Raw genomic sequence first — 22,985 nt, forward strand, 5'->3', positions numbered from 1 at the left:
TGTCCCCGTCCAGGCCGTAGCGGCGCTGCACTGATCGGAGATCATTTCCGCCGTTGGGCTTGAAGATGTGAGCGAGCGTCGGGGAAAACACCCTCATAGGTGAGCGAGGATCAGGCGGGACGGGCCTACGTCGGCGGCGCCGTGGATTCGCGGACCACGAGGTGCGTAGCGAGCTCCACCCGCCGTGAGTCCACCGCGTCACCCCGCATTTGGCGTAGGACGAATCGCAAGGCGGCGCGGCCCATTTCCTGCAGCGGCTGGGATACAGAGGTCAGCGGAGGGACCGATTCCTCCGCTTGGTAGGTTCCGTCGAATCCCACCACGCTGATGTCCTCCGGGATGCGGATCTTTTGCCGTCGCGCCTCGGCGAGCACGCCCAAGGCGATGCTGTCGCTTGCGGCGAAGATCGCCGTTGGGCGCTCTTCGAGTTGAAGCAGCGTTTTCATTCCCGCCACACCATTCTCGGAGCGGAAGGGTCCCGACAGGATGTAGCGCTCCTCGACAGGCACCCCTTTCGCCATCAGCGCCGCCATGTAGCCGTGCAGGCGGGCCTGGTTGCACTCGGCCGCCTCCGGCCCACCCAGGTAGGCGATCCTGCGGTGCCCTAGATCCAGCAGGTGGGCCGTGGCGGCCTTGCCCCCGGCCCAATTGCTGGCACCGACGCTGACCACGTCACCCGGCGGCGGGTTGAGCGGGTCGATGACAACAATTGGTATCTGCCGCCGTCGAAATGGATCCAATTGTGCCGAGCTGAACGCCGAGGTCACCACGATCATGCCGCTGCGGCCTTCGTCGACGATCCGCTGCGCCCGTTGCTCGAGGCTCAACTTCGACGCCGATTGCTGGCCGGTAATGTTGAGCAGGACTTCGACGTCGGAGGCGGCCGCGTGCTCCAGCACGCCATTGAGCACTTCCACTCCATACGCCGAATTCAAGGTGTCGAACACAACCTCCACTACGGGCCGGCGGCTGGCGATGTTCTTTCGCTGAAGCGGTGACTTGTATCCCGTCCGCTCCAAGGCGGTCAGAACTTTGGCACGCGTGCCCGCCGCAACGTCCTCGCGCCCGTTGACCACCTTCGAGACGGTCGGCATCGAGACGCCCGCTTCCCGGGCGATCGCGGCCAATGTCACCTTGGCGGGACTTTCGCTGCTGGCCATGGATCCTCAACTCTTTCGAAATATTTCGTTGACATAAGTCTGAGCGGCGAGGCGAGCAGAGTCAATCGCCATTTCGTAAAAGAGTTGAACTTTATGTCCAAATCGCCTTGACGGTGACCCACGCCACAGCTAAATTTGCCTAACGGACCGAAAATATTGTCGAAATATTTCGAAGATTCGGATCAAGCATATTCAGCGGCAGTGCAGCCTCGCTCCCCGAAGGCCGGACTCCCGAACCAATAGCCGGGCAATCAGCGTCGAGCCCGGAGGACGAATGGAATTGCAAATGCTAAAACTCACGTTGCGCTCAGCGGCGATCGCCGCCACTGCTGCGGCCGTATCGATCTCCCTCGCCGCTTGCGGATCAGGTGGACCGGCAAGTTCAGCAGGAAACGCCGATTCGGCCACCATGTGGGGCCTTACGGGCGGTAACCAGCCCGTACTTCAGAAGTCCATCGATGCATGGAACAAAGCCCACCCGGACGAGACCGTCAAGCTCGACTTCTTCGCGAACGACGCGTACAAGACCAAGGTGCGCACCGCCGTCGGCGCGGGCCAGGGACCTACCTTCATTTACGGTTGGGGCGGCGGCGTCCTGAAGTCCTATGTCGACTCCGGCCAGGTGGCCGACCTGTCGGACTTCGTAGCGTCAAACCCGGATGTCAAGAACCGCTACCTGCCGTCCGTGCTCAAGAACGGCGTGATCGGCGGCAAGACGTATGCCCTGCCAAACAACAACGTGCAGCCCGTCGTTCTGTACTACAACAAGGAAGTCTTCGACAAGATCGGCGCGCAGGCCCCCAAGACCTGGGACGAGCTGATGGCATTGGTGCCGAAGTTCAAGGCTGCAGGAATCGCTCCCTTCTCCCTGGGCGGCCAGTCCAAGTGGCCTGACCTGATGTGGCTCGAATACCTGGTGGAGCGCATCGGCGGACCCGACGTCTTCGCGAACATCGCCGCCAACAAGCCCGGCGCCTGGTCCGACCCGGCCGTCAAGGAAGCCCTGAGCAAGATCCAGGATCTGGTGGACGCCGGCGGATTCGCCAACGGCTTCTCCTCCATCGCCGCCGACAGCAACGCGGACCAGGCCCTCCTTTACACCGGCAAGGCCGCCATGATCCTGCAGGGTGGCTGGATCTACCAGAGCATGAAGAAAGACGCCGCGGACTTCGTCAAGAACGGCAAGCTGGGCTACGTCACCTTCCCCACCGTTTCCGGCGGCAAGGGCGATCCGGCCAACGTCGTGGGGAACCCGTCCAACTTCTGGTCGATCTCTTCCAAGGCCACTGACAGCCAGAAGAAGGCGGCGCTCGACTACGTCAAGAGCGGAATGTTCACCGACGCCGACACGCAGGCCTTGATCGACTCCGGAGCCGTTCCCGTGACCACAGGCATCGAAAGCAAGCTGGCCGCATCGCCGGACAAGGACTTCCTGAGCTACGTGTACGGCATGGCCAAGAACGCCCCGAGCTTCACCCTCTCGTGGGACCAGGCCCTCAGCCCCGCCCAGGGAGACGCCATGTTGGCGAACCTCGACCAGATCTTCCTGAAGAAGATCAGCCCCGATCAGTTCGTCTCAACCATGAACGCCACGATCGGAAAGTAACCAGTGTCTACCTCAACCGGTTCTTCCCGGCGGGTCCTTGAAAAGGGCCCGTCGGGGTGGCTGGCCGTACCAGCCCTCGTCTTCTTCCTCCTCTTCGCCATCATCCCGCTCTTCGGCGTGCTCTTCCTCAGCTTCACCAAATGGGACGGGCTGGGCGAAATCAAGCTGGACGGCTTGTCGAGCTGGACCACGGTCCTGACTGATCCCGTTACCGGCAATGCGCTGTGGGTCACCGCCAAGATCATGTTCTTCTCGTTCATCGTCCAGGCTCCCATCAGCTTGCTCCTCGGAGTCTTCACGTCCGCATCCCAGAAATACCGCGCGGCCCTCGCCGTCCTCTACTTCGTGCCGCTGCTGCTGTCCTCCGCGGCCGTCGCCATCGCTTACAAGGCCCTTTTGGACCCGAACTTCGGCCTTGGCCCGGGTCTGGGCCTTCCATTCCTGGCCCAGGACTGGCTCGGCAACTCGGATCTGGTGCTGTTCGTCGTCGTCTTCGTGATCGCCTGGCAGTTTGTTCCGTTCCACACGCTCATCTACCAAGGCGGCGTGCGCCAGATCCCGGCGTCGCTGTATGAAGCAGCCCAAATCGACGGCGCCGGGCGCGTCCAGCAGTTCTTCGCCATCACCTTGCCCCAGTTGAAGTACACCATCATCACGTCCTCCACCCTCATGGTGGTCGGCTCGTTGGCCTACTTCGACCTCGTCTTCGTCCTCACCGGCGGAGGCCCCGGCTACTCCACGCGGCTGCTGCCGCTGCACATGTACCTGACCGGCTTCAGGGCCAACGACATGGGAGCGGCGAGCGCCCTGGGCGTCATCCTCGTGGTGATCGGCCTTGCACTTGCCCTCCTCCTGCAAAGACTTGGTGGCAAGAACCGCAGCGCAAGCCAATTGGAAGGTGCCTGATGGCTTCCACAACCCAGATACCCGCACCGCCGGCAAGGCGCACCGCGCAAAGCAACAAGCAAGGCCGCAAGCATGGCCTCGGAGCGAAACGGACCAAGGGGCCCGGCCGGCTCCGTCCCAACCACCTGGGCGGCCTGGGTGGCTGGCTTTGGCTGGCGATCATCATCGTTCCCATCTACTACGTGGTGGTGACCAGCCTGAAGAACCAGGCCGGGTTCTTCACCTCGAACCCGATGATGCCGCCCACCGAGCCGACCCTCGACAACTACAAGCTGGTCCTGGACAACGACTTCGCGATGTACTTCGCCAACAGCCTGATCGTCACAGTGGGCAGCGTCGTACCGGCACTCTTGGTCTCGTTCATGGCCGCCTACGCGATCGTCCGGGGCAAGGGCCGGTTCCTGACGTGGACGAACAACACGTTCCTCCTGGGACTGGCGATCCCCTTGCACGCCACGATCATCCCTATCTATTGGATGATCACCAAAGCCCATCTCTATGACACCTTGTTGGCGTTGATCCTCCCCTCCATCGCGTTCGCCATCCCCATTTCCGTCCTCATCCTGAGCAACTTCATGCGCGATGTTCCCAACGAGTTGTTCGAGTCCATGCGGCTCGACGGATGTTCGGACTGGGCCATGATGTGGCGCCTCGCGCTGCCCATGACGCGGCCCGCCGTAGTGACCGTGGGCATCTACAACGCGCTCGGAGTCTGGAACGGCTTCCTCTTCCCGCTGATCCTGACCCAGAGCCCGTCCACCCGCGTGCTTCCGCTGTCGTTGTGGACCTTCCAAGGCGAATTCAGCGTGAACATCCCCGCCGTGCTGGCTTCCGTTGTGCTCGCCACCCTGCCGCTGCTGGTCATCTATGTGGTGGCCCGCCGCCAGCTGCTCAGCGGGCTGACCGCCGGATTCAGCAAATAGCCAACGCTCTTTTGAAGTTCACGAAAGGAACACAATGACCACCGCAAAGCCCTTACGCGTCGGCATGGTCGGCTACGCGTTCATGGGTGCCGCCCACTCCCACGCCTGGCGGACCGCGCCGCGGTTCTTCGATCTCCCCCTGGACCCCCAGCTCACCGCGCTTTGCGGCCGGAACGACGACGGCGTCCGGGCCGCCGCGGGCAAGCTCGGCTGGGGATCGGTGGAGACTGATTGGCGCCGGCTCCTCGAGCGGGACGACATCGACCTCATCGACATCTGCACCCCGGGCAACACGCACGCCGAGATCGCGATAGCAGCCCTTGAGGCCGGCAAGCACGTGCTCTGCGAGAAGCCCCTGGCCAATTCGGTGGCGGAAGCGGAGCGGATGACCGAAGCCGCCCAGGCCGCAGCGCAACGCGGCGTGTTCTCAATGTGCGGGTTCAGCTACCGACGCACCCCCGCGTTGGCCCTCGCCAAGCGGATGGTCGAGCAGGGCCGTCTGGGAAACATCCGGCACGTGCGGGCCCAGTACCTGCAGGACTGGCTCAGCGACGAAACCGCGCCCATGACCTGGCGGCTGGACAAGTCGAAATCGGGGTCGGGCTCCCTGGGCGACATTGGAGCGCACAGCATCGACGCCGCACAATGGGTCACCGGGCAGCACATCACGGGTGTTTCCGCGCTTCTGGAAACGTTCGTCCACGAGCGGCCGTTGGCCGGTAACCTCGTAGGACTCGGCGGCCATGGCGACGTCGGCGCGGATGCGCCGCGCGGTACGGTCACCGTCGATGACGCCGCCATTTTCACCGCCCGCTTTTCTGGCGACGGGTTCGACGGCGGCGCTGCCTCCGCGGGCGCCGTCGGGGTCTTCGAGGCCACGCGTTTCGCGCTGGGCCGGAAGAATGCCATGCGCCTGGAGGTCAATGGGACGAAGGCCTCCCTCGCGTTCGACTTCGAAGAGATGAACGTCTTGTCCTTCTACGACGCCGCCGAATCCCCCGACGCCGGGTTCCGACGGATCTTCGTCACCGAACCAGGCCACCCGTACGCCGGAAATTGGTGGCCCACGGGGCACGGCCTCGGTTACGAACACGGCTTCACACACCAAGTGGTGGACCTCGTGACCGCGATCGGCGCTGGCGAGCAGCCCTCGCCGTCGTTCGCTGATGCCCTGCAAGTGCAAAAGGTGCTGGCCGCCGTGGAAGGCAGCGCCGCAGAGTCCAGCCGCTGGCAGAAAGTCTAGGAGGGAACCCCGATGACAAGACCCATCACACTATTCACCGGCCAGTGGGCCGATCTGCCCTTCGAAGAGGTCGCCCGGCTCGCGGGTGAGTGGGGCTTCGACGGGCTGGAAATCGCCTGTTGGGGAGACCACCTGGACCCCTACCGCGCCTCCGTGGACGACAGCTATGTCCAGGATCGGCTCGACATCCTTGAGAAGAACGGCCTTCAGGTCTTCGCGATCGCCAACCACCTCACGGGCCAGGCGGTGTGTGACGACCCTATCGATGAGCGCCACCGGGGCATCCTGTCCGATGAAATCTGGGGCAATGGTGATCCCGAAGGGGTACGCCGACGCGCCGCGGAGTCAATGAAGGCGACGGCACGGGCCGCGGCACGCCTCGGCGTCAAGACCGTCACGGGATTCACGGGCTCCTCCATCTGGAAGGCCGTGGCCATGTTCCCGCCTGCCTCGGAGTCGATGATCGAACGTGGCTACCAGGATTTCGCGGACCGCTGGAACCCGATCCTCGACGTGTTCGACGAGGTGGGAGTCCGCTTCGCCTTGGAAGTCCACCCCTCGGAGATCGCCTACGACTTCTGGACCGCAAAGCGCGCCCTGGAAGCTGTCGGCCATCGGGAGAGCTTCGGGCTGAACTTCGATCCGTCCCACTTCATCTGGCAGGACCTGGATCCGGTGATGTTCCTCCAGGATTTCGCACCGAAGATCTTCCATATGCACGTCAAGGAATCCATCCGCCAGCTCAATGGCCGCAATGGCCGGCTCGGATCCCACTTGCCATGGGCGGATCCGCGCCGTGGCTGGGACTTCGTCACAGCAGGCCATGGGGATGTGAAGTGGGAGCCGATCTTCCGCACCCTCAATGCCATCGGCTACGAGGGGCCAACCAGCGTCGAATGGGAAGACGCGGGCATGGACCGGCTCGTCGGAGCGCCGCAATCCTTGGCCATGGTTCGGGAACTCGCCGCTATCGCCCCGCCCGTCGCCGCATTCGACGCAGCATTCTCAAGCCGCTGACCGTTCGCTTTATCCGGCCGTATTTCTAAGCAAAGGAAACCATGACTGACAAGAAGACCGCCCTGGTGGTCCGTGGCGGCTGGGATGGCCATCAGCCATTCGAGGCCACAGAACTCTTTATCCCGTTCCTCAAGGACAATGGCTATGACGTCCGCGTGGAGGAATCCCCCAAGGTATATGCCGATTCGGCATATATGTCCGGGGTGGACTTGATCGTGCAATGCGTGACCATGTCCACGATTGAAAAGGACGAGTTCGAGGGGCTCCGCACCGCCGTCGAAAACGGCACCGGGCTTGCCGGCTGGCACGGTGGCATCGCCGATTCCTACCGGAACAACTCGGATTACCTGCACATGATCGGCGGCCAGTTCGCCTGCCACCCGGGCAAACACCCGGACGAACGCATCGGCGAGCAGTCCGACAACTACGTGCCGTACACGGTGAATATGCTCCCGGGTGCCGCGAGCCATCCCATCACACAGGGCATCGGCGACTTCGAGCTGGTAACCGAGCAGTACTGGGTCCTCTCGGACGACTACATCGACGTCCTCGCCACCACCACCCAGAAGGTCCGCGAATGGGACCAGTGGAACCGGGAAGTCACCTCACCCGCCATCTGGACCAGGCAGTGGGGGAAGGGGCGGATCTTCGTCTGCACCCCGGGACACCGGGTGGAAATCCTCCAGGACAGCAACGTCCGCACGATCATCGAAAGGGGCATGCTTTGGGCAACCCGATAGACACAGCCAAGCCAATTAGAGTAGGAATCATTGGCTGCGGCGCCATCATCGCCCAGTACCTCAAAAACTTCCGCCGGCTGGAGGCCATCGACCTGGTGGCCGTGGCGGATCTCGATCCCGCGCGCGCTCAGGCGGTCGCGGATTCTTACGACGGCGTCCGTGCGGTGACCGTCGACGAACTCCTGGCGGCGGACGACGTCGAGCTCGTCCTGAACCTCACCATTCCGGCCGCGCATGCGCCGATCGCTTTGAGGGCGATCGCCGCCGGCAAGAGTGTGTATGGGGAAAAGCCGCTCGCTGCGACGACCGCCGAGGCACGGCAAGTGCTCGACGCGGCGCGGGAGGCCGGCGTCGTGGTCGGCTGCGCGCCGGATACGGTACTCGGTACCGGGATCCAGACCGCCCGCAAAGCGATCGACGACGGCCTGATCGGTGCGCCGATCTCGGCCACGGCAACCATGGTGACGCCGGGACACGAGCGCTGGCACCCCCATCCGGATTTCTACTACCAACCCGGCGGCGGACCGCTGCTGGACATGGGCCCCTATTACGTGAGTGCCCTGGTCACGTTGCTGGGCCCGGTAGTCTCGGTCATCGGAGCAGCAAGCCACACACGGAACTCACGCACCATCGGTTCGGGCCCGCGCGAGGGCGAGGTGATTCCGGTGACCATAGATTCGCACGTGACCGGAGTCCTGGTCCATGCCTCCGGCGCCCTGTCCACGCTTGTGATGAGCTTTGACGCGGTGAAAACCAAGTCGCCCAACATCGAGATCCACGGTGCGGCAGGGTCCCTTGTGGTTCCTGATCCGAACCACTTCGACGGCGACGTTGAGCTTTTCACCCTCGGCGCCGACTCCTGGCAGACGCTTCCAGTCTCGGCCGGTTACATCGATTCGGGCCGGGGCTTCGGCATCGCCGACCTCGCCGCAACCCCGGCTGGCGTCGAACCACGTGCTGGCGGCCAACTGGCATTCCATGCGCTGGAGGTCATGGAATCTGTGTTGGCATCCGCCCACAGCGGCTCAGCGATGTCGATCGAAAGCACGGTTGCACGGCCGGAACTCGTGGAACTGACCGCCTTGGCTGCCCCGCTCGCGGAGGTTCAGGGAATCAGTTCGTAGGCCTGGCTCAATATTCTCCGGACTGAGGTTGCTGCGGCGCCCCTGAGGGCCCCCGTCCGCCCCAGTCCGGAGACCGCCAGCTTTCCTTCCGGGATCAGCCCGGGCGCGTGGTGGTCCAAGCTCCGGCGCAGTGCGGGAACGATCCATTCCTCCAGTACGGCGAAATGACCGCCGAGCACGACGGCGGAAATGTTCGCCACCCGCGCCGTGGAGGCAACCGCGATTCCAAGGTAGTACCCGGCCTGTTCCACCGCTGACACGGCGCACTCATCGCCGTCGGCAAGGCGGCTGAGCAAGTGGTCCATTTGCTCAGAGCTCGAATCCCGGTCTATTCCCACAGCGGAATATAAGGCCTCTTGGCCCGCGAACGTCTCAAGGCAACCGTGGCCCCCGCAGGCGCACAACGGGCCGTCCGGATGCACCACCACATGGCCGATCTCACCGGCATGGCCTTGCGGGCCGGCGAACAGCTGGGAATCGATGACCAGCCCGCCACCAACACCCACTTCGCCGGAGATGTACAGGAAATCCCGGAACCACTCGCTTTTGCCGTGGTCCGCGCCGTGGCCAAACCAGAGTTCCGCGAGCGCTGCGCTATTGGCCTCGTTCGAAAGGGACACTCCGAAGGGGGCTTCAGGCAGGAGCTTGGGCAGCTCTTCGGAGAGCTCGACGTCGGCCCAGCCCAGGTTTGGCGCGGCCAGCACCCGGTTGTGTTCCGTATCCACCAACCCAGGCACGGTCAGTTCCCCACCAAGAAGTTCGACGCCGTCGGCCGCCGCCTTTGTTGCCGCCCGCTGCGCCATGGCGACGAGGAGCGGCAGGATGTCGGAGGGTAGGCTTCCACGGTTGTGCCGTTCAATGCTTTCGTGGACGGTCAGTTCCCCCGCGAAGTCCAAGACTCCCACCGCGAGGTAGTCCACATTGATTTCTGCGGCCAAGGCACCGCGGGCCGGATTGAGGACAAGGCCCGTTCCGGGCCGTCCGCGTTCGCCGTCGCGGGTGACACTTGTTTCCCGCACCAGGCCGGATTCGAGCAAGTCGGTGACGATGCTTGAAACGGAAGCTTTCGTCAGACCGCTTTCCGCGGCAAGCTGGGCGCGCGTGGCCCCGCCGTTCGTCTGGATCCCTGCGAGGACGAGAGCCAGATTCTGCCTGCGGACATCGCCCACTCTTCCGGGCGACGGCGTGGCGGACATGGTTCCTCCGGGATCCTGTTTGGCTAGGTGATCTCCATCATCATTCAGGGATCCGCGGTTCCGGTCCATTTGGACCGTGCCGCGCGGCCTAGTGGGTGATCCCGTGCCGCCGAGGGCTCCCGCCCCTAGTCCGCCGGGTACCTGATTCCCGCTTGGCTGCGTGCTTCATCCAGCAGGGACATGGTGGTCAAGGTATCTGCCAACGGCATCGTGGGGCTCTCGAGAAGGCCCTGCTGCAGGCAGCGGATCACTTCGCGCAACTGGTATGTGTAGCTACGGCCGGCCAGGATGAATTTCTCCACCCGCTGCTCGCCGGAGCTGGAGGTAATGGTCAGTTCGGTCGGATTAAACAGCGGGGCGTTGCATCGGAGCATCCCCTTCGTGCCGCATACGGTGGCCGTTTGCGGGGTCGCCGCAGTCAACGAGGTCATGGCCTGGACCTGGGCCCCGGAAGGGTAGGACAACGTCAATGCTGTCTCGGAATCCACTCCGCCATCGGCGACATGGGCCGTGGCCGTGATCGACTGGGGACGCCCGAGGCTAATCAGCGCCCAGGTCAGTGGATACACACCCACATCCATCAAGGCGCCTCCCCCGTCTTCGCGCTTCCACAGCCGCGATTCGGGATGGTACGGCGCCGGAAATCCGAGGTCTGCCTGCACCCACCGGATTTCGCCGAGTTCACCGGATGCGATGATTTCCGCCGCCCGTTGCACGCTGGGCAGGAACCGGGTCCACACTGCCTCCATCAGGAACAGGCTTTTCTCCCGGGCCAGGCTGACCAGATCTTCTGCTTCACGGGCGTTGATGGTCAACGGTTTCTCGCACAACACGTGCTTCCCGGCTTCGAGGGCAGCCTTCGCCACGGAGTAGTGGCTCGCGTGCGGAGTTGCCACATACACAACGTCTACCGCGGGGTCCCGGAGCAGACGCTGGTAACCCGGAAGCCCGTCGTCGTCACCGTAGGCGCTCTGGAAGCCGTGCTCGGCGGCGAACGCCTCCGCGTTTTGCTGGGTCCGGGAACTCACGGACTGCAAAACGGCGTCGGGCAGCAGCGCGAGGTCGCTGACGACGGTGGAGGCGATCCGTCCGGTGGAAATGACTCCCCACCGGACGGCATCGCCCAATGCAGGCACCGGATCCTGGTTCATCGAATCGAGAAGCGGTGTCCTGGCAAGCAGCGCTTCAGTCGCCGGTATCATCGCGGGCACTGACCTTCCTATAGTTCTGGCCGATCGAAGCCCGGAAATCCGGCTCGGGTGTGGCGTCCAGGGCGACGGGCCAGTCCGGGCGGAACCCGGCGAGCGCCCACGCAGCCTGCACTGCTGCGCCGCGGGCAACATATTCGCCCGGGCTCGGAACCACGACAGGCAGGTCGAACACCTGGGCCGCGATCCGTTGGACAGCGGGATTCTGCACGGCGCCGCCGATCAGCAGCAATCGCTCCGCGCGGCCGCCCTGGGCACGCAGCGCGTCCAGACCTCCGGCGAGTCCACACAGCATGCCTTCGATGGCCGCCCGGGCGATATTCGATCGGGTGGTGGAGGCGATGCTGAGCCCATGGATGCTGGCTTTCGCGTGCGGCAGATTGGGGGTTCGTTCCCCTTCGAAATACGGCACCAGCACCACACCTCCCGCACCAGGTTCGGCTTCCAAGGCGAGCCGGGAAAGCCCGTCGAAGTCGACGTCGAGCACTGCGGCAACTGAGCTGAGCACACGGGCGGCGTTCAGCGTCACTGCGATGGGCAAGTACTCCCCGCTCGCATCCGCGAATCCCGCCACGGTCCCGCTCGCATCATGTCCCGGTGAGGAGTCGACGGCAAACACCGTACCGCTGGTGCCCACCGACACGACGACGTCGCCGGGTTTGGCTCCGAGTCCCAGCGCCGCGGCGGCGTTGTCCCCCGCCCCGACACCGAGCAGGATTCCGCCACCCAGCGCCTCGCTTGCGCCGGTGCCGCCGAAACACGCCGGGTGCACGCGGCCTGCGGTTTCGCCCGGACCCAGCACCCGGGGAAGAACGACGACGCCGGGCGCCGCCGTCGCTGACCCGCCCGAGGCTTCCCGGGCGTCCTGGCCGAACGCCAATTTGAACAAGTCCAGAGCGTAGCGTCCGGTCAGTGGGCTCCAGTAGCCGGTGCCGCTAGCATCCGAGCGGTCACTGGTGAGCTCGTCCAAGTCCGGCCCCAAGGGGCTGGAGCCCGCCGGGCCGTAACCGCGGAGACGCCACGTGAGCCAGTCGTGAGGGAGCGCGACGGCGGCCACCCTCGCCATGCTTTCGGGTTCATGGTCCCTGATCCAGCGGATCTTCGTGATCGTGAACGAAGCCACTGGCACCAGCCCGGTCCGCCGGGCGAAGTCCTCCGCCCCTACCTCTGCGGTGAGGTCTTCCGCAGAGCCGGCCGAGCGCGTGTCGTTCCACAGCAAGGCTGGCCGCACCACATTGCCGTCGCGGTCCAGCAGCACCATCCCGTGCTGCTGGCCCCCTACGGACAGTGCCTTGACATCGGCGAGGCCGCCGGCGTCGTCGAACGCTGCGGACAGAGCCCGCCACCACTCGTCCGGATGGACTTCCGTTCCCTCCGGGTGGCTCGCCCGGCCCGCACGGACCAGCGCACCGCTTTCCGCATCGAGGACCACCACTTTGCAGCTTTGAGTAGAGGAATCGACCCCGGCAACCAGGTTCAAGGATGCAGCGGCCACGGGATCAGCGCGCTCCGAGGAGGTGCTCGATGAAGAGCTGCTGGAGCTTCACGAAGCCGAAGCCCTTGCCGCCGAAGTAGGCATCGGCGTCGAAGTCCTCATAGGCGGACTTGTCCGCACGCAACTGCTCGTAGCCTTCGCCCGGGTTCAGGGTGGGCTCGTTGATTTCAGCCACGCGGGACGCCTGGAGGGCTTCCTGGACCTCGGGGTCGGCACGGAATGCCTTGGCTCGCTCCTTGAGCAGCAAGTAGGTCTGCATGTTCGCGGCCGCAGAGTCCCACACGCCGTCGATGTCCTCGGTGCGGCTGGGCTTGTAGTCGAAGTGGCGCGGGCCCTGGTAGGACGGGCCGCCGTCGGGACCGCCGTTTTCGAGTAGGTCCACCAAGGAGAAGGCGTTCTGCAGGTCACCGTGGCCGAACACCAGGTCCTGGTCGAACTTGATGCTGCGCTGGCCGTTGAGGTCGATGTGGAAGAGCTTGCCCTGGTACAGGGCCTGGGCGATGCCGTGCGTGAAGTTCAAGCCCGCCATCTGCTCGTGGCCGGTTTCGGGGTTGATTCCCACGAGCTCCGGACGTTCCAGGGTTTCGATGAACGCCAGTGCGTGGCCCAAGGTGGGGAGCAGGATGTCGCCGCGCGGTTCGTTCGGCTTCGGTTCGATCGCGAAGCGGATGTTGTAGCCCTTGTCCGTGACGTAGTCGCCCAACAGGTTGACGGCCTCGCGATAGCGCTCCAGCGCGCCGCGGATGTCCTTGGCGGCGTCGTATTCGCTGCCTTCACGGCCGCCCCACATGACGAAGGTTTCGGCGCCAAGTTCAGCAGCGAGATCGATGTTGTCCAGCACCTTGCGCAAGGCGAAGCGGCGGACGCCGCGGTCATTGCTCGTAAAACCGCCGTCCTTGAAGACGGGGTGGCTGAACAGGTTGGTGGTGACCATGGGGACGATCATCCCTGTGGCCTTGAGCGCTCCCTGCAACCGGTCGATTTCGCGCTGGCGATCGGCAGCCGAGCAACCGAAGGGGAACAGGTCGTTGTCGTGGAAAGTGATCCCGTAGGCGCCAAGATCGCTGAGCCGATTGATGGCTTCCACGGTGTCCAGGGGAGGGCGGGTGGCTGAACCGAATTGGTCCTGCGCCTCCCATCCCACGGTCCAAAGGCCGAACGAGAACTTGTCTTCACGGGTGGGCTGAATCGTCATTGAGTGCTCCGGGTAGTCGATGTGGAGTTTGTTTCGCTATCCAACATATTACGAATCTCTGTGATGTCAACCACTTGGAGTAAACAAGACCTTTCATCCAGCTAACGAATTGTTCGCAAAAGACCTAGCGTGGCGACTAACGAGCCGTTATGTTGTTGTGGACATCAAATAAGGCCGCAGGGCCCTCTAACGAAGGATTCAACCGTGACTGATCAGCTGGTGGCGGAACGCAACTGGGCAGGAAACTACAGTTATCAGGCACCGCAGCTTGCCCATCCCGCCAGCGTGGAGGAACTCCAGCGGCTCGTGGCAGGCGCCATGAAGGTCCGCGCACTCGGATCCCGCCATTCCTTCAACTCCATCGCGGACACGGCCGGCACCCTCGTGGTGCTGGACCGGCTGGATCCTGGCATCAGTGTGGATGCGGCCAACATGACCGTCACGGTGAGCGGTGGCACCCGTTACGGGACGCTCGCGGCGGAACTCCAGCGCCAGGGTTTCGCCCTTCACAACCTCGCGTCGCTCCCCCACATTTCGGTGGCAGGAGCTGTCGCCACTGCCACTCACGGCTCCGGGGACGCCAACGGCAACCTGGCCACTGCCGTCGCGGGCCTTGAACTGGTCACGGCGGACGGCAGTATTCTCAGCGTGCGCCGCGGCGACGAGGATTTCGAGGGCATGGTGGTGGGGCTCGGCGCGCTCGGCATTGTCACCAAACTGACCTTGGACATCCAGCCAAGCTTCGACGTCGCCCAGAGCGTCTTCGAAAACCTCAAGTGGGATCTCGTCCTGGAAAACTTCCACCGGATAACTTCCTCTGCCTATAGCGTCAGCCTCTTCACCGATTGGAGCGGAGAGACAGTGGGCCAAGCGTGGCTCAAGAGGCGCAGCGTCGATCCCGCGCCGGAATCGCCGGATTTCTTCGGTGGCACCCCGGCAACGGAGGCCCGGCACCCCCTTCCCGGAGTGTCTGGCAGTAATTGCACGCAGCAGCTCGGCATGGCCGGACCGTGGTCCGACCGGCTGGCCCATTTCAGGATGGAATTCACTCCGAGCCAAGGCGACGAGCTGCAGAGCGAGTACCTCATCCCCCGTGAACACGCCGTGGACGCCCTCCGCACCATGCGCAGGCTCTCCGAGGTCGTGACTCCGTTGCTGTTGATTGGCGAAATCCGCACGGTGGCTGCCGACCAGCTCTGGCTGAGCGCCAACTACGGCCGCGACGGAATCGGCTTGCACTTCACTTGGCGCCAGAACCAGCCGGCGGTCGAAGCCATCCTGCCGCTGCTTGAGGCGGAACTGGCTCCGTTCGCGGCGAGGCCGCACTGGGGCAAGCTGTTCGACGCCGGTGCTGCCGCCGTCGCGCCTTTGTACCCTCGCTTTGGCGACTTCATCGCCTTGGCTGAGCGCCTGGATCCTTCCGGAAAGTTCCGCAACGACTTCCTGGACCGAACGGTGTTTGGGAGCTGATATTGTCGCGATGATGCCCTCCCCCACCCCACATCCCGTCACCGCCAGCGAGCCCGATCCTTCGCGGCGAAACAACCTGGCCCTGCTGACCTCCCTTGTCCATCACAACGGTGTACTCAGCCGTGCCCAGCTGACCAAACGCACGGGCTTGAACCGGTCCACCGTAGGGACGCTGATAGGGCAACTCGTGAACTTGGAAGTGGTGTACGAGACGGCGCCCTCCGGTGAAGCCCAGGTGGGCAGGCCCAGCCCGATCGTCCATCCGCGGCCATCCATAGCCGCCCTGGCGGTCAACCCGGAGATCGATGCTGTGACCATCGGTCTTGTCGGGCTCGGGGGGAAGGTCCAGAAAAAGATCCGTTTCGACACCGAGCGGATCCCGACGGCCAAAGAGGCCGTGAATATCGCCGCCGCAGTGATCGCGGGAATGCGGTCCGAGCTCGACACTTCGTACCGGGTCATGGGTGTGGGCATCGCGGTGCCCGGGCTCGTCAACCGCGACGACGGCGTAGTCCGGCACGCCCCGCACCTGGGCTGGCGCGATGAACCCATCGCCCGAATGCTCGGCGAAGCCACCGGATACCCCTGCCACGCGGCCAACGACGCATCGCTCGGCGCTGAGGGCGAACTCCTCTTCGGCGCCGGTGCGGGCCAGAAGAACTTGATCTTCCTCAACGGCGGCGCCAGCGGCATCGGCGGCGGAATCATCGCTGACGGGGAATTGCTTCGCGGAGCATCCGGCTACGCCGGGGAACTTGGACACACGTTTGTCCGCTCGTCCGGCAAACCTTGCCACTGCGGTGCCGCGGGCTGCCTTGAAACCGAAGTCTCCCAGTCACCCCTTTTTGAATTGGCCGGGATCGGCGGCGGCGATGCGGGCCAACTCGAGCAGGCGCTCCGCGCGAGCAGCAGCGATGCCGTGGCCGCCGAAGTGGCACGCCAGCTTGAATATCTTGGCGTCGCCTTGCGGAATGCGGTGAACATTTTCAATCCGGAAGCGATCGTCCTGGATGGCTTCCTCGGCGTCTTGCACGCCCTGTCTCCCGGGACGTTGGACAGCTCGCTCCACTCGCAGGCGATGGACGGCCCGGCAGGCCAGGTGACGATCTACCGGGCTGCCCTCGGCTCGGATCTGATGATGATCGGAGCCGCGGAACTCGCCTTCGCGCAGTTCCTCGCGGACCCTGCCGGCACCTTCTCCGCTCGCACTTCTTAATCTCCCCCTCCCAGTCAGGTCAACCATGCCGAATCAGGCCCGCCCGCTCAACCAGACGCCCTCCCTTCATAGGGAACCGCGTCACCGTGCGCCAGCGCCCATGGGCGAACACTTCGAACTCACGGCCAACATCGGTAGCCGCAGCCAGCGCGTCGTCGTGACGGAAGTCGCCGCGAGCCTACGGGAGCTCGACGTCGACGGCGTAGCGCTGGTTCAGGACTATCCGGTCGATGCCCAACCGCCATGGTGCGCGGGCTGGGTCCTGGTCCCGTGGCCCAACCGGGTGGCTGGCGGCACGTGGAGCTACGACGGCGTCGCCCAGCAACTGAACATCACCGAACCGGGCAACGGCAACGCCTTGCACGGATTGCTGACGCACACTCCGTACAGCGTCAGTGCCCGGACCGCTGACAGCATCACGCTCGACGCCGGCATCTCGCCGCAGTCGGGGTACCCCTTCGAGTTGTCGACGTCGGTCCGCTATCAACTCCTGGAGGACGGGCTGCTTGTCACGCACCGACTGGAAAACACGGGCCACCGGTCCGCGCCCGTCGCGCTCGGTGCACATCCTTTCCTCCGCCTGGGGAGCGTGCCGACGGAAGAACTCACGCTCTACATCAACGCCGATACCCACATTGAAGTGAATGAACGCCTGAACCCCAGCGGAATCACCACGGACGTCAGCGGAACCAGGAACGACTTCCGTACCGGGCAGCTGGTGGGCGCCGTTGACCTCGACGATGCCTGGGGCAATGTCCGCCGCGAGGACGACGGAAGCTCATTGCACTATCTCGAAGCGCCCGACGGCAGCCAAGTCCAGATGTTCATGGACTCCTCCTTCGGCTACGTCCAAGCGTTTACCACCACGGAGTTCGCAGCCGACGGCGGCATCGTGACCGCCGTCGCGGTTGAACCGATGACGGCCCCCGCCGACGCCTTCAACAGTGGCGAAGGCCTGCGTTGGCTGGAACCCGAGGAGGTCTGGGAAGCCAGTTGGGGCATCCGGTACCTGCCTCGTGGACCGCGACCTGACCCTCAAGCCGACTTCAACCCGAGCTGACACCGGCGCGTCCCTGCCGGGTGCCGTCGTCGTCGAAATCGCCGGAACAGTCCTGCTCGCCGGAACGTTCGGGCGAGCCGGCACCGTTCCAGCGACGTCGGCACTGAAGTGGCTGGCCTACTTCCCTGTCGGCCATCCCGTGTACGACTCAGCCAGGTACGCCCGCGCGTGCCGGGAAGAAACCACGGAGTGGAGCTCGCCGAGCTGGCGGGCCCGGCCGAAGTCGTCCGACCCGGGGACGGTGTGCAGCATGGACGTCATCCAATAGGAGAAATGCTGGGCCTTCCAAACCCGCTCGAGAGCGCGGTCGCTGTAGGACTCGAGAAGCGCGTTGGAACCGTTCGAGTAGAAGGACTCGAGGCCTTCGGAGAGCACCTTGACGTCATGGAGGGCCAAATTGAGGCCCTTGGCGCCCGTCGGCGGGACGGTGTGGGCGGCGTCACCGGCGAGGAACAGGTTCCCGTGGCGCATGGGCGTGTGGACGAAGCTGCGGAACGGCAGGACCATCTTCTCGAGGACCGGCCCCTCCTTGAGCTCAAAGCCGTTCCCGTTGACGCGTTTGCGGAATTCGGACCAGATACGCTCGTCGTCCCAGTCGGCCACGTTTTCCTTGGGGTCGCACTGGAAGTACATGCGCTGCACGCTCTCCGTGCGCTGGCTGATCAGGGCGAAGCCGTTCTCGGAGTTGGCGTAGATCAGTTCGTCTGAACTGCGCGGCGCCTGAGCGAGGATGCCGAACCACGCGAAGGGGTATTCGTGAAAGTACCACTTGCGGTTGGCCTCGGGGATCTGGAAGCGGCAGTGGCTGCGGGAACCATCGGCGCCCACCAGGAAGTCCGCCTGGATTTCGAATTTCTGGCCCTCGGCATCGGTGAACCAGACCTTCGGTTTGCCGTCGAGGTCGTGGATGGTGGTATCCGTGACGCTGTACCGGACGTCGCCGCCGTCGTCCTTGCGCCGTGCGGCGAGGTCGAGGAAGACGTCAGTTTGCGGGTAGAGCCACACCGATTCCCCCACGAGCTCTTTGAAGTCGATCCTGTGGCTTTCGCCGTTGAAGCGCAGTTCGATCCCATCATGCCTGTCGCCGTCGCGCAGCACCCGGTCCGAAACCCCGCTTTCCACGAGCAGGTTCACGGAGCCGTGTTCGAGGATGCCCGCACGGACTGTTTCGGCGATCTGCTGATGGCTGCGGACCTCGACGACCGTGGATTCGATCCCCGATGTGGCCAGCAGATGGGAAAGCATGAGGCCGGCCGGGCCCGCGCCCATGATGGCCACTTGGGTGGTGATGATCTTGCGTGCCAAAGTGTTCCTCGCTTCATTGCGGAACCGCGCCTGAAGGGCTGCGGAGGTTCTGCTGATCAGTGTGACCCGCACTGCAGGTTCGGCGTTATATGAATTCCGTTGAACGGAAACGCTTAGGCGTTTCGCTGCTCCCCGAGCTGGCGAGCGATGCCGCGGGCCGCCGTCTGCAGCGCCGGCACCAGGGCCTGCAGGCGCATTTCAGCGAGGGGAACCACGACGCCGAGTGCGGCTATCGTGCGCCGCTTGCCGTCCGTGACCGGCACCGCGATGCCCCATGTGTCCGGATCCACCACGCCCGCGAGCTGCGCGTACCCTTGCTGGGCGGTTTCGGCCAAAAGGTGACGGACGACGTCGGCCGTCACCTTTCCGGCTGGGTCGCTGAACTGTTTGAGGTACTCGGCCTGCAGTTCCCGTGGTTGGCTAGCCATCAGCGCCAACCCGGCCGAGGAGATGTGAACCGGCATACGGCCGGCAACGCGGGCGCGGTTGGCCACGGATCCTCGGCGGGACAGCCGCTCGACGAACAACGCCTCCCAGCCGTCGAGCACGGCAAGGTTCACGTTCTGATTCAGGACCTGCTGGATGTCCTCCATGAACGGGAGTGCCGCTTGTCGGAGGGCCAAGGTAGGTGAATTCCGATTGACCAGCTCCCACAACCGCAGGCCCAGGCGGACATTTCCGCCGGCGGCCAGTTCGAGGAGCCCGTGGTCGGCGAGCTGCCGGACCAGGCGATGGGCGCTGGTGAGCGGCAAGCCAGCGGTCTCAGCGAGTTCGGAAAGCCGCAGGGAAGTAGAGCCTTCGGGAAAAGCTTCAATGATCCGGACGATGCGGTCCACCACGGAATCACCGGATGCCGAGTTGGCCACGGAGCGTTTCCCACCTTCCTACGGATTCCATTGAATGGTGGGTTCAAGCTTACTGCGGTTCAGCGGGATCCGCCGTGGCGTCCTTGAGTTCCCTCCGCGAGATCTCCAAGCCGATCGCGTCGTAGTGCGCAAGCACTACCGGAGAGGCAGACGTCCCGGGCTGGTCCAGCAGCCCAAAGGCGAAATCACTGGCGGCAAGAAGTTCTTCATCGGAGCACTTGTCCAGCGGTTGGAATCCCGCCGCATCGATCGAGGCTCCGAATTCGCCCGTGATCTCGAACGATTTCGATCCCGTTGCGGCCTCGAGCGGGAGGCTGGCAGGCTTGTCCGTAAATTCCAGGGAAACTCCGGATCCGCTGACGAGGCCCACTTCCGTGGTTCCGCCGTCGATCGCATTGAGGTCGTTGCGGAGTCCCGCTAGGGCCTGTGATTCGACAATTGCGGCGTGGGAAAAGCCCACTCTGATGTGGGAGGTGACGCCCATTCGCCGAATCCGGCGAACGATGTGAACGAGTGCGGGCCTCGAATCTTGATTCAGGCTCCCCCGCACGTCGATTTCGACGGCGTCGGTGGAAACATCGAATTTTACGAGGGCGTGCAATCTGCGGTCCATAGGTACTCCAAAAGAGGTGTCTATGGCCGACGGCTCAACCTTGAGAAGCGTATCCCGTGGAATCCTCGTTGTACACCCGCCGCGTTGAGCGATCAGAGGGCTGGAGTCATCCCGCCCGGCTGCGGCCCGGCTCCTGGGCCGGCTCTTCGAAATGGGTCAGGGTGCCCGCTGCGTCAACGGAATCCACCAACGACTTGGCGATATCGCGCAATTTCACGTTGCGATTGCTAGAGGCCTCCGTCAATATCCGGACAGCGTCCTCCTGGCTGCAGCGGCTCTGTGCCATGACAACTCCCACGGCAATGTCAATAATGGTGCGGGACTCCATTGCCGCCCGGAGATTGTTGGCGCTGTCCTTATGAACAGCGAACCTGACGGCAAGACGCAAGGCCTGCGATACCTCGCGGGTGTAACCCCGGGCCCGATCCGCAGCCCTTTCGTTGAACTTGTATGGAGCATCGGAGTACAGATTGAGGGCAGCCTTGGCCTCGCCCTCAAGGTTGAAAGGCAAGGAGAGCACTGATCTCAGGCCGTACGATGCAACGGCGGTCGCGTAGTCGGGGCCCCAGCGGTTCTCTTCCAGGAGATCCGGAACGTAGACTTCCCGCTCGTCCTTGGCAGCCGTGAGGCATGGTCCTTGGGCCAAGGAATACTGGATCTCGTCCACTTCGCGGGCCACATCACTGCTCCACCCAATCGTGAGTGCCTTCCGCTCGCGTAGCAGCGTGATCCCACAGAGCGCATCATCGCCGTCGCCCGCCATTTGGTGGGCAGAAAACCGTGCCAGTTCGTTGAGGAACTCCTCAAAATCGGCACTTTCCAGGATCAGGTTCTGGATTTGGTCATTGGTGGTCGGGGCGGAATCTGCAGGGAGCATGGCGCGTTCTCCAAGTGAATATGCTGACGGGGGCATGTGGAAATCATAAGTCCCTCTACCTAAGGTCCCACACGGTCGGCAATTGGGAAACGCCTAGCCCGAAGTGAGTTCCCGGACCCGGGACCATGCCGCGGGCGCCAATACCACCGCGACGCCGACGGCGGCCCCGATCACCGTCTCCACAATGCGGTCCCGCAGCAAGAGCCCGGGCGGGACGTTGGCAACTAGCAGGGTAGAAATGAGCGCGAGCGGTGTGACGAATATCTGTGCCACGAGATATTGGCGCGCAATGAAGAGCTCTGCTCCGAACTGGCATACGGCAATCACCAGCACCATCTGCCATGGCGCCGGGCCGAGCCAGAGGATTCCGGCCAATACCAGCAAGCCGAGCAATGTCCCCACGATCCTCTGGATTCCCCGTTGCACCCGATGCCGGGTACTGCGCCCCACCAAGGGAACCACTGCCGCGACCATGGCCCAATAGCCGTGTCCGAACCCGAGCCATTGCCCAGCCAAGGTAGCAAGCGTTCCGGCCAGCCCGGCAGCCACGAAGTAGCCCAAGCCTTCCAGCCAGGCTGCCCGGATTTCCTGAGGAAGCAACCGGTCCGCCGCCGGCCGCTTCCAGGGTGTCCGGTGGCTCGGGACCACCCGCGCCGACATTCCGATCAGCAACGCCAACACAGCGGTCAAAACGGCGGCCAACATCCCTTCCCAGAGCGGGGGCTGCTGAGGCACAGAGGCGATCGCAGCGAAAGCGAAAATATGGAAGAGCGAACCTGCCGGGCGAAGCCTCCAAAGCGCAGTAACCACGGAGCAAAATGCGGCAACCAACGTGGTGCCAAGCGTGAGGATCCACACGTAAGCGCCCGAGCCCTGTCCAACCCTCGCGGTCAGGGTAGCGAGCAGGATTATGCCCAGGAGCAGCGAACCGGCCCGGAGTTGGCTTCGAAAACGGTGGCGGTGGGGCTCGTTGCGGCCATAGATATTCGTGAACGCGGCAAAGCTGGCGAAAACCACAAGGTCCAGCCGTCCGAACAGTACGAGGGTGATCAATGGCAGGAAGACGCCCACTGCGCAGCGCACAGCCGGGTGATGGTCCTTATTCCCGGGACCGATCCTGAACATCTCTGCCAGGGGGTTCAATGGATTGCCTGCCTCTGCTTGCTTCTCTTGAGCGCTGTAGTGCTCAACTAATACTGCCCGACTATTACTGCCCGACGGCGGCACTGGCATCCGCTGCGAGCTTACGCCGGACGGCTCCAGGCAGCCCGGTCAGCTTCCGTTGAATGGTATGTCCTGGGCATCAGCATTCGACGACGTTGACGGCAACGCCAACAGCCATTGTCGGTTCCTAACTAGATATGTGGTCGGGTTGGGGGCGAGTGAGCGAGTTCCTCCGCGTGCTGCTCCTTCGTCGCTTTGACGCACGCTTCCGGAACCCACTCACCCGCCTTTAGCCGTCACCAGAGCGCCCGGTGAACGTTTTGCGCTCCAAAGGAGGTTAGCAGCGGCCCCTTCGGGACCGACATCCGGCAGCGGGCGTCTTCGCGACCGAGCCCGCAGAAGATGCCGGTCCCGACGGGCATGCCGGGTCCGGAGACGGTCAGCTAAGCGCTGCGACGCCTGGGTAGAGCGGGTGCGCGGCGGCGAGTGCCTCCACGCGGTGACGCAGGCCGGAGAGGTCCGCGTCGGCGTCGGCGATCAGTGCCTCGGCGATGATGTCCGCAACTTCACGGAACGCCGCTGCACCGAAACCGCGGGTGGC

The 22,985-nt window shown here is 64.0% G+C and carries 20 protein-coding genes and 1 pseudogene; 10 read left to right on the top strand and 11 right to left on the bottom strand.

Features of this window, described 5'->3' with window-relative positions:
• Positions 1-125: 125 nt before the first annotated feature.
• A complete protein-coding gene (locus AB4074_RS15385; RefSeq protein ID WP_441414151.1) occupies positions 126-1,160 on the bottom strand; it encodes a LacI family DNA-binding transcriptional regulator in 1,035 nt (344 codons plus the stop codon).
• A 286-nt stretch (positions 1,161-1,446) separates the two neighbouring features.
• Here AB4074_RS15385 and AB4074_RS15390 point away from each other — a divergent pair, with 286 nt between their 5' ends.
• Genes AB4074_RS15390 through AB4074_RS15420 form a run of 7 tightly spaced genes read left to right on the top strand, consistent with a single transcriptional unit; the run spans position 1,447 to position 8,719 of the window.
• A complete protein-coding gene (locus tag AB4074_RS15390) occupies positions 1,447-2,766 on the top strand; it encodes an extracellular solute-binding protein (RefSeq protein WP_441414152.1) in 1,320 nt (439 codons plus the stop codon).
• Positions 2,767-2,769: 3 nt separating this feature from the next.
• Positions 2,770-3,672, top strand: a complete 903-nt coding sequence (locus tag AB4074_RS15395) for a carbohydrate ABC transporter permease (protein WP_441414153.1) — start codon at positions 2,770-2,772, stop codon at positions 3,670-3,672.
• Positions 3,672-4,595 carry a carbohydrate ABC transporter permease gene (locus AB4074_RS15400; protein ID WP_441414154.1) on the top strand — a complete coding sequence of 308 codons (924 nt, stop codon included), beginning with the start codon at positions 3,672-3,674 and terminating at the stop codon, positions 4,593-4,595. Before AB4074_RS15395 ends, AB4074_RS15400 begins: the two co-directional genes overlap by 1 nt.
• Before the next feature lie 34 nt (positions 4,596-4,629).
• Positions 4,630-5,838, top strand: coding sequence for a Gfo/Idh/MocA family protein (locus AB4074_RS15405; protein ID WP_441414155.1), 1,209 nt, complete (start codon positions 4,630-4,632; stop codon positions 5,836-5,838).
• A 12-nt stretch (positions 5,839-5,850) separates the two neighbouring features.
• Positions 5,851-6,855, top strand: coding sequence for a sugar phosphate isomerase/epimerase family protein (locus AB4074_RS15410; RefSeq protein ID WP_441414156.1), 1,005 nt, complete (start codon positions 5,851-5,853; stop codon positions 6,853-6,855).
• 41 nt (positions 6,856-6,896) lie between these two features.
• The gene (locus AB4074_RS15415) at positions 6,897-7,595 is read left to right on the top strand and encodes a ThuA domain-containing protein (protein ID WP_441414157.1); all 699 of its coding nucleotides are present in this window, start codon (positions 6,897-6,899) and stop codon (positions 7,593-7,595) included.
• Positions 7,580-8,719, top strand: a complete 1,140-nt coding sequence (locus AB4074_RS15420; RefSeq protein ID WP_441414158.1) for a Gfo/Idh/MocA family protein — start codon at positions 7,580-7,582, stop codon at positions 8,717-8,719. Before AB4074_RS15415 ends, AB4074_RS15420 begins: the two co-directional genes overlap by 16 nt.
• On the opposite strand, the gene AB4074_RS15425 is transcribed toward AB4074_RS15420, so the two are convergent.
• The 4 genes from AB4074_RS15425 to xylA all read right to left on the bottom strand — a co-directional run bounded on the left by AB4074_RS15425 (position 8,701) and on the right by xylA (position 13,813).
• Complete coding sequence (locus AB4074_RS15425; protein ID WP_441414159.1) at positions 8,701-9,915, bottom strand: ROK family transcriptional regulator; 1,215 nt, start codon at positions 9,913-9,915, stop codon at positions 8,701-8,703. The genes AB4074_RS15420 and AB4074_RS15425 overlap by 19 nt on opposite strands.
• Positions 9,916-10,040: 125 nt before the next feature.
• Positions 10,041-11,117 (bottom strand): Gfo/Idh/MocA family protein, encoded by a 1,077-nt coding sequence (locus AB4074_RS15430; protein WP_441414169.1) that lies wholly within the window; start codon positions 11,115-11,117, stop codon positions 10,041-10,043.
• Complete coding sequence (xylB, locus tag AB4074_RS15435) at positions 11,101-12,603, bottom strand: xylulokinase (protein WP_441414170.1); 1,503 nt, start codon at positions 12,601-12,603, stop codon at positions 11,101-11,103. The genes AB4074_RS15430 and xylB overlap by 17 nt, the downstream gene beginning before the upstream one ends.
• A 19-nt stretch (positions 12,604-12,622) precedes the next feature.
• Complete coding sequence (gene xylA / locus AB4074_RS15440) at positions 12,623-13,813, bottom strand: xylose isomerase (protein WP_268019949.1); 1,191 nt, start codon at positions 13,811-13,813, stop codon at positions 12,623-12,625.
• 204 nt (positions 13,814-14,017) lie between these two features.
• Between xylA and AB4074_RS15445 the strand changes: the two genes are divergently transcribed.
• From AB4074_RS15445 to AB4074_RS15455, 3 genes are all read left to right on the top strand, one after another.
• Positions 14,018-15,283 (top strand): FAD-binding protein, encoded by a 1,266-nt coding sequence (locus tag AB4074_RS15445; protein ID WP_441414160.1) that lies wholly within the window; start codon positions 14,018-14,020, stop codon positions 15,281-15,283.
• 13 nt (positions 15,284-15,296) lie between these two features.
• Complete coding sequence (locus AB4074_RS15450; RefSeq protein ID WP_441414161.1) at positions 15,297-16,499, top strand: ROK family protein; 1,203 nt, start codon at positions 15,297-15,299, stop codon at positions 16,497-16,499.
• A 100-nt stretch (positions 16,500-16,599) separates the two neighbouring features.
• Positions 16,600-17,559, top strand: coding sequence for an aldose 1-epimerase family protein (locus AB4074_RS15455; RefSeq protein WP_441414162.1), 960 nt, complete (start codon positions 16,600-16,602; stop codon positions 17,557-17,559).
• Between the two features lie 117 nt (positions 17,560-17,676).
• On the opposite strand, the gene AB4074_RS15460 is transcribed toward AB4074_RS15455, so the two are convergent.
• The 6 genes and pseudogenes from AB4074_RS15460 to AB4074_RS15485 all read right to left on the bottom strand — a co-directional run.
• Positions 17,677-18,864 (bottom strand): 4-hydroxybenzoate 3-monooxygenase, encoded by a 1,188-nt coding sequence (locus AB4074_RS15460; RefSeq protein WP_441414163.1) that lies wholly within the window; start codon positions 18,862-18,864, stop codon positions 17,677-17,679.
• A gap of 113 nt (positions 18,865-18,977) precedes the next feature.
• Positions 18,978-19,730 (bottom strand): IclR family transcriptional regulator, encoded by a 753-nt coding sequence (locus AB4074_RS15465; protein ID WP_441414164.1) that lies wholly within the window; start codon positions 19,728-19,730, stop codon positions 18,978-18,980.
• Positions 19,731-19,779: 49 nt separating this feature from the next.
• Positions 19,780-20,343 (bottom strand): hypothetical protein, encoded by a 564-nt coding sequence (locus AB4074_RS15470; RefSeq protein WP_441414165.1) that lies wholly within the window; start codon positions 20,341-20,343, stop codon positions 19,780-19,782.
• Positions 20,344-20,449: 106 nt separating this feature from the next.
• Positions 20,450-21,220, bottom strand: coding sequence for a GAF and ANTAR domain-containing protein (locus tag AB4074_RS15475; RefSeq protein ID WP_441414171.1), 771 nt, complete (start codon positions 21,218-21,220; stop codon positions 20,450-20,452).
• Positions 21,221-21,313: 93 nt separating this feature from the next.
• Positions 21,314-22,363, bottom strand: coding sequence for an FUSC family protein (locus AB4074_RS15480; protein ID WP_441414166.1), 1,050 nt, complete (start codon positions 22,361-22,363; stop codon positions 21,314-21,316).
• 460 nt (positions 22,364-22,823) lie between these two features.
• A pseudogene (locus AB4074_RS15485) lies at positions 22,824-22,985 on the bottom strand (serine hydroxymethyltransferase); the annotation flags it as partial.

Origin of the sequence: Arthrobacter sp. 2MCAF14 (assembly GCF_052115645.1) — a bacterium.
Lineage (GTDB): Bacteria > Actinomycetota > Actinomycetes > Actinomycetales > Micrococcaceae > Arthrobacter.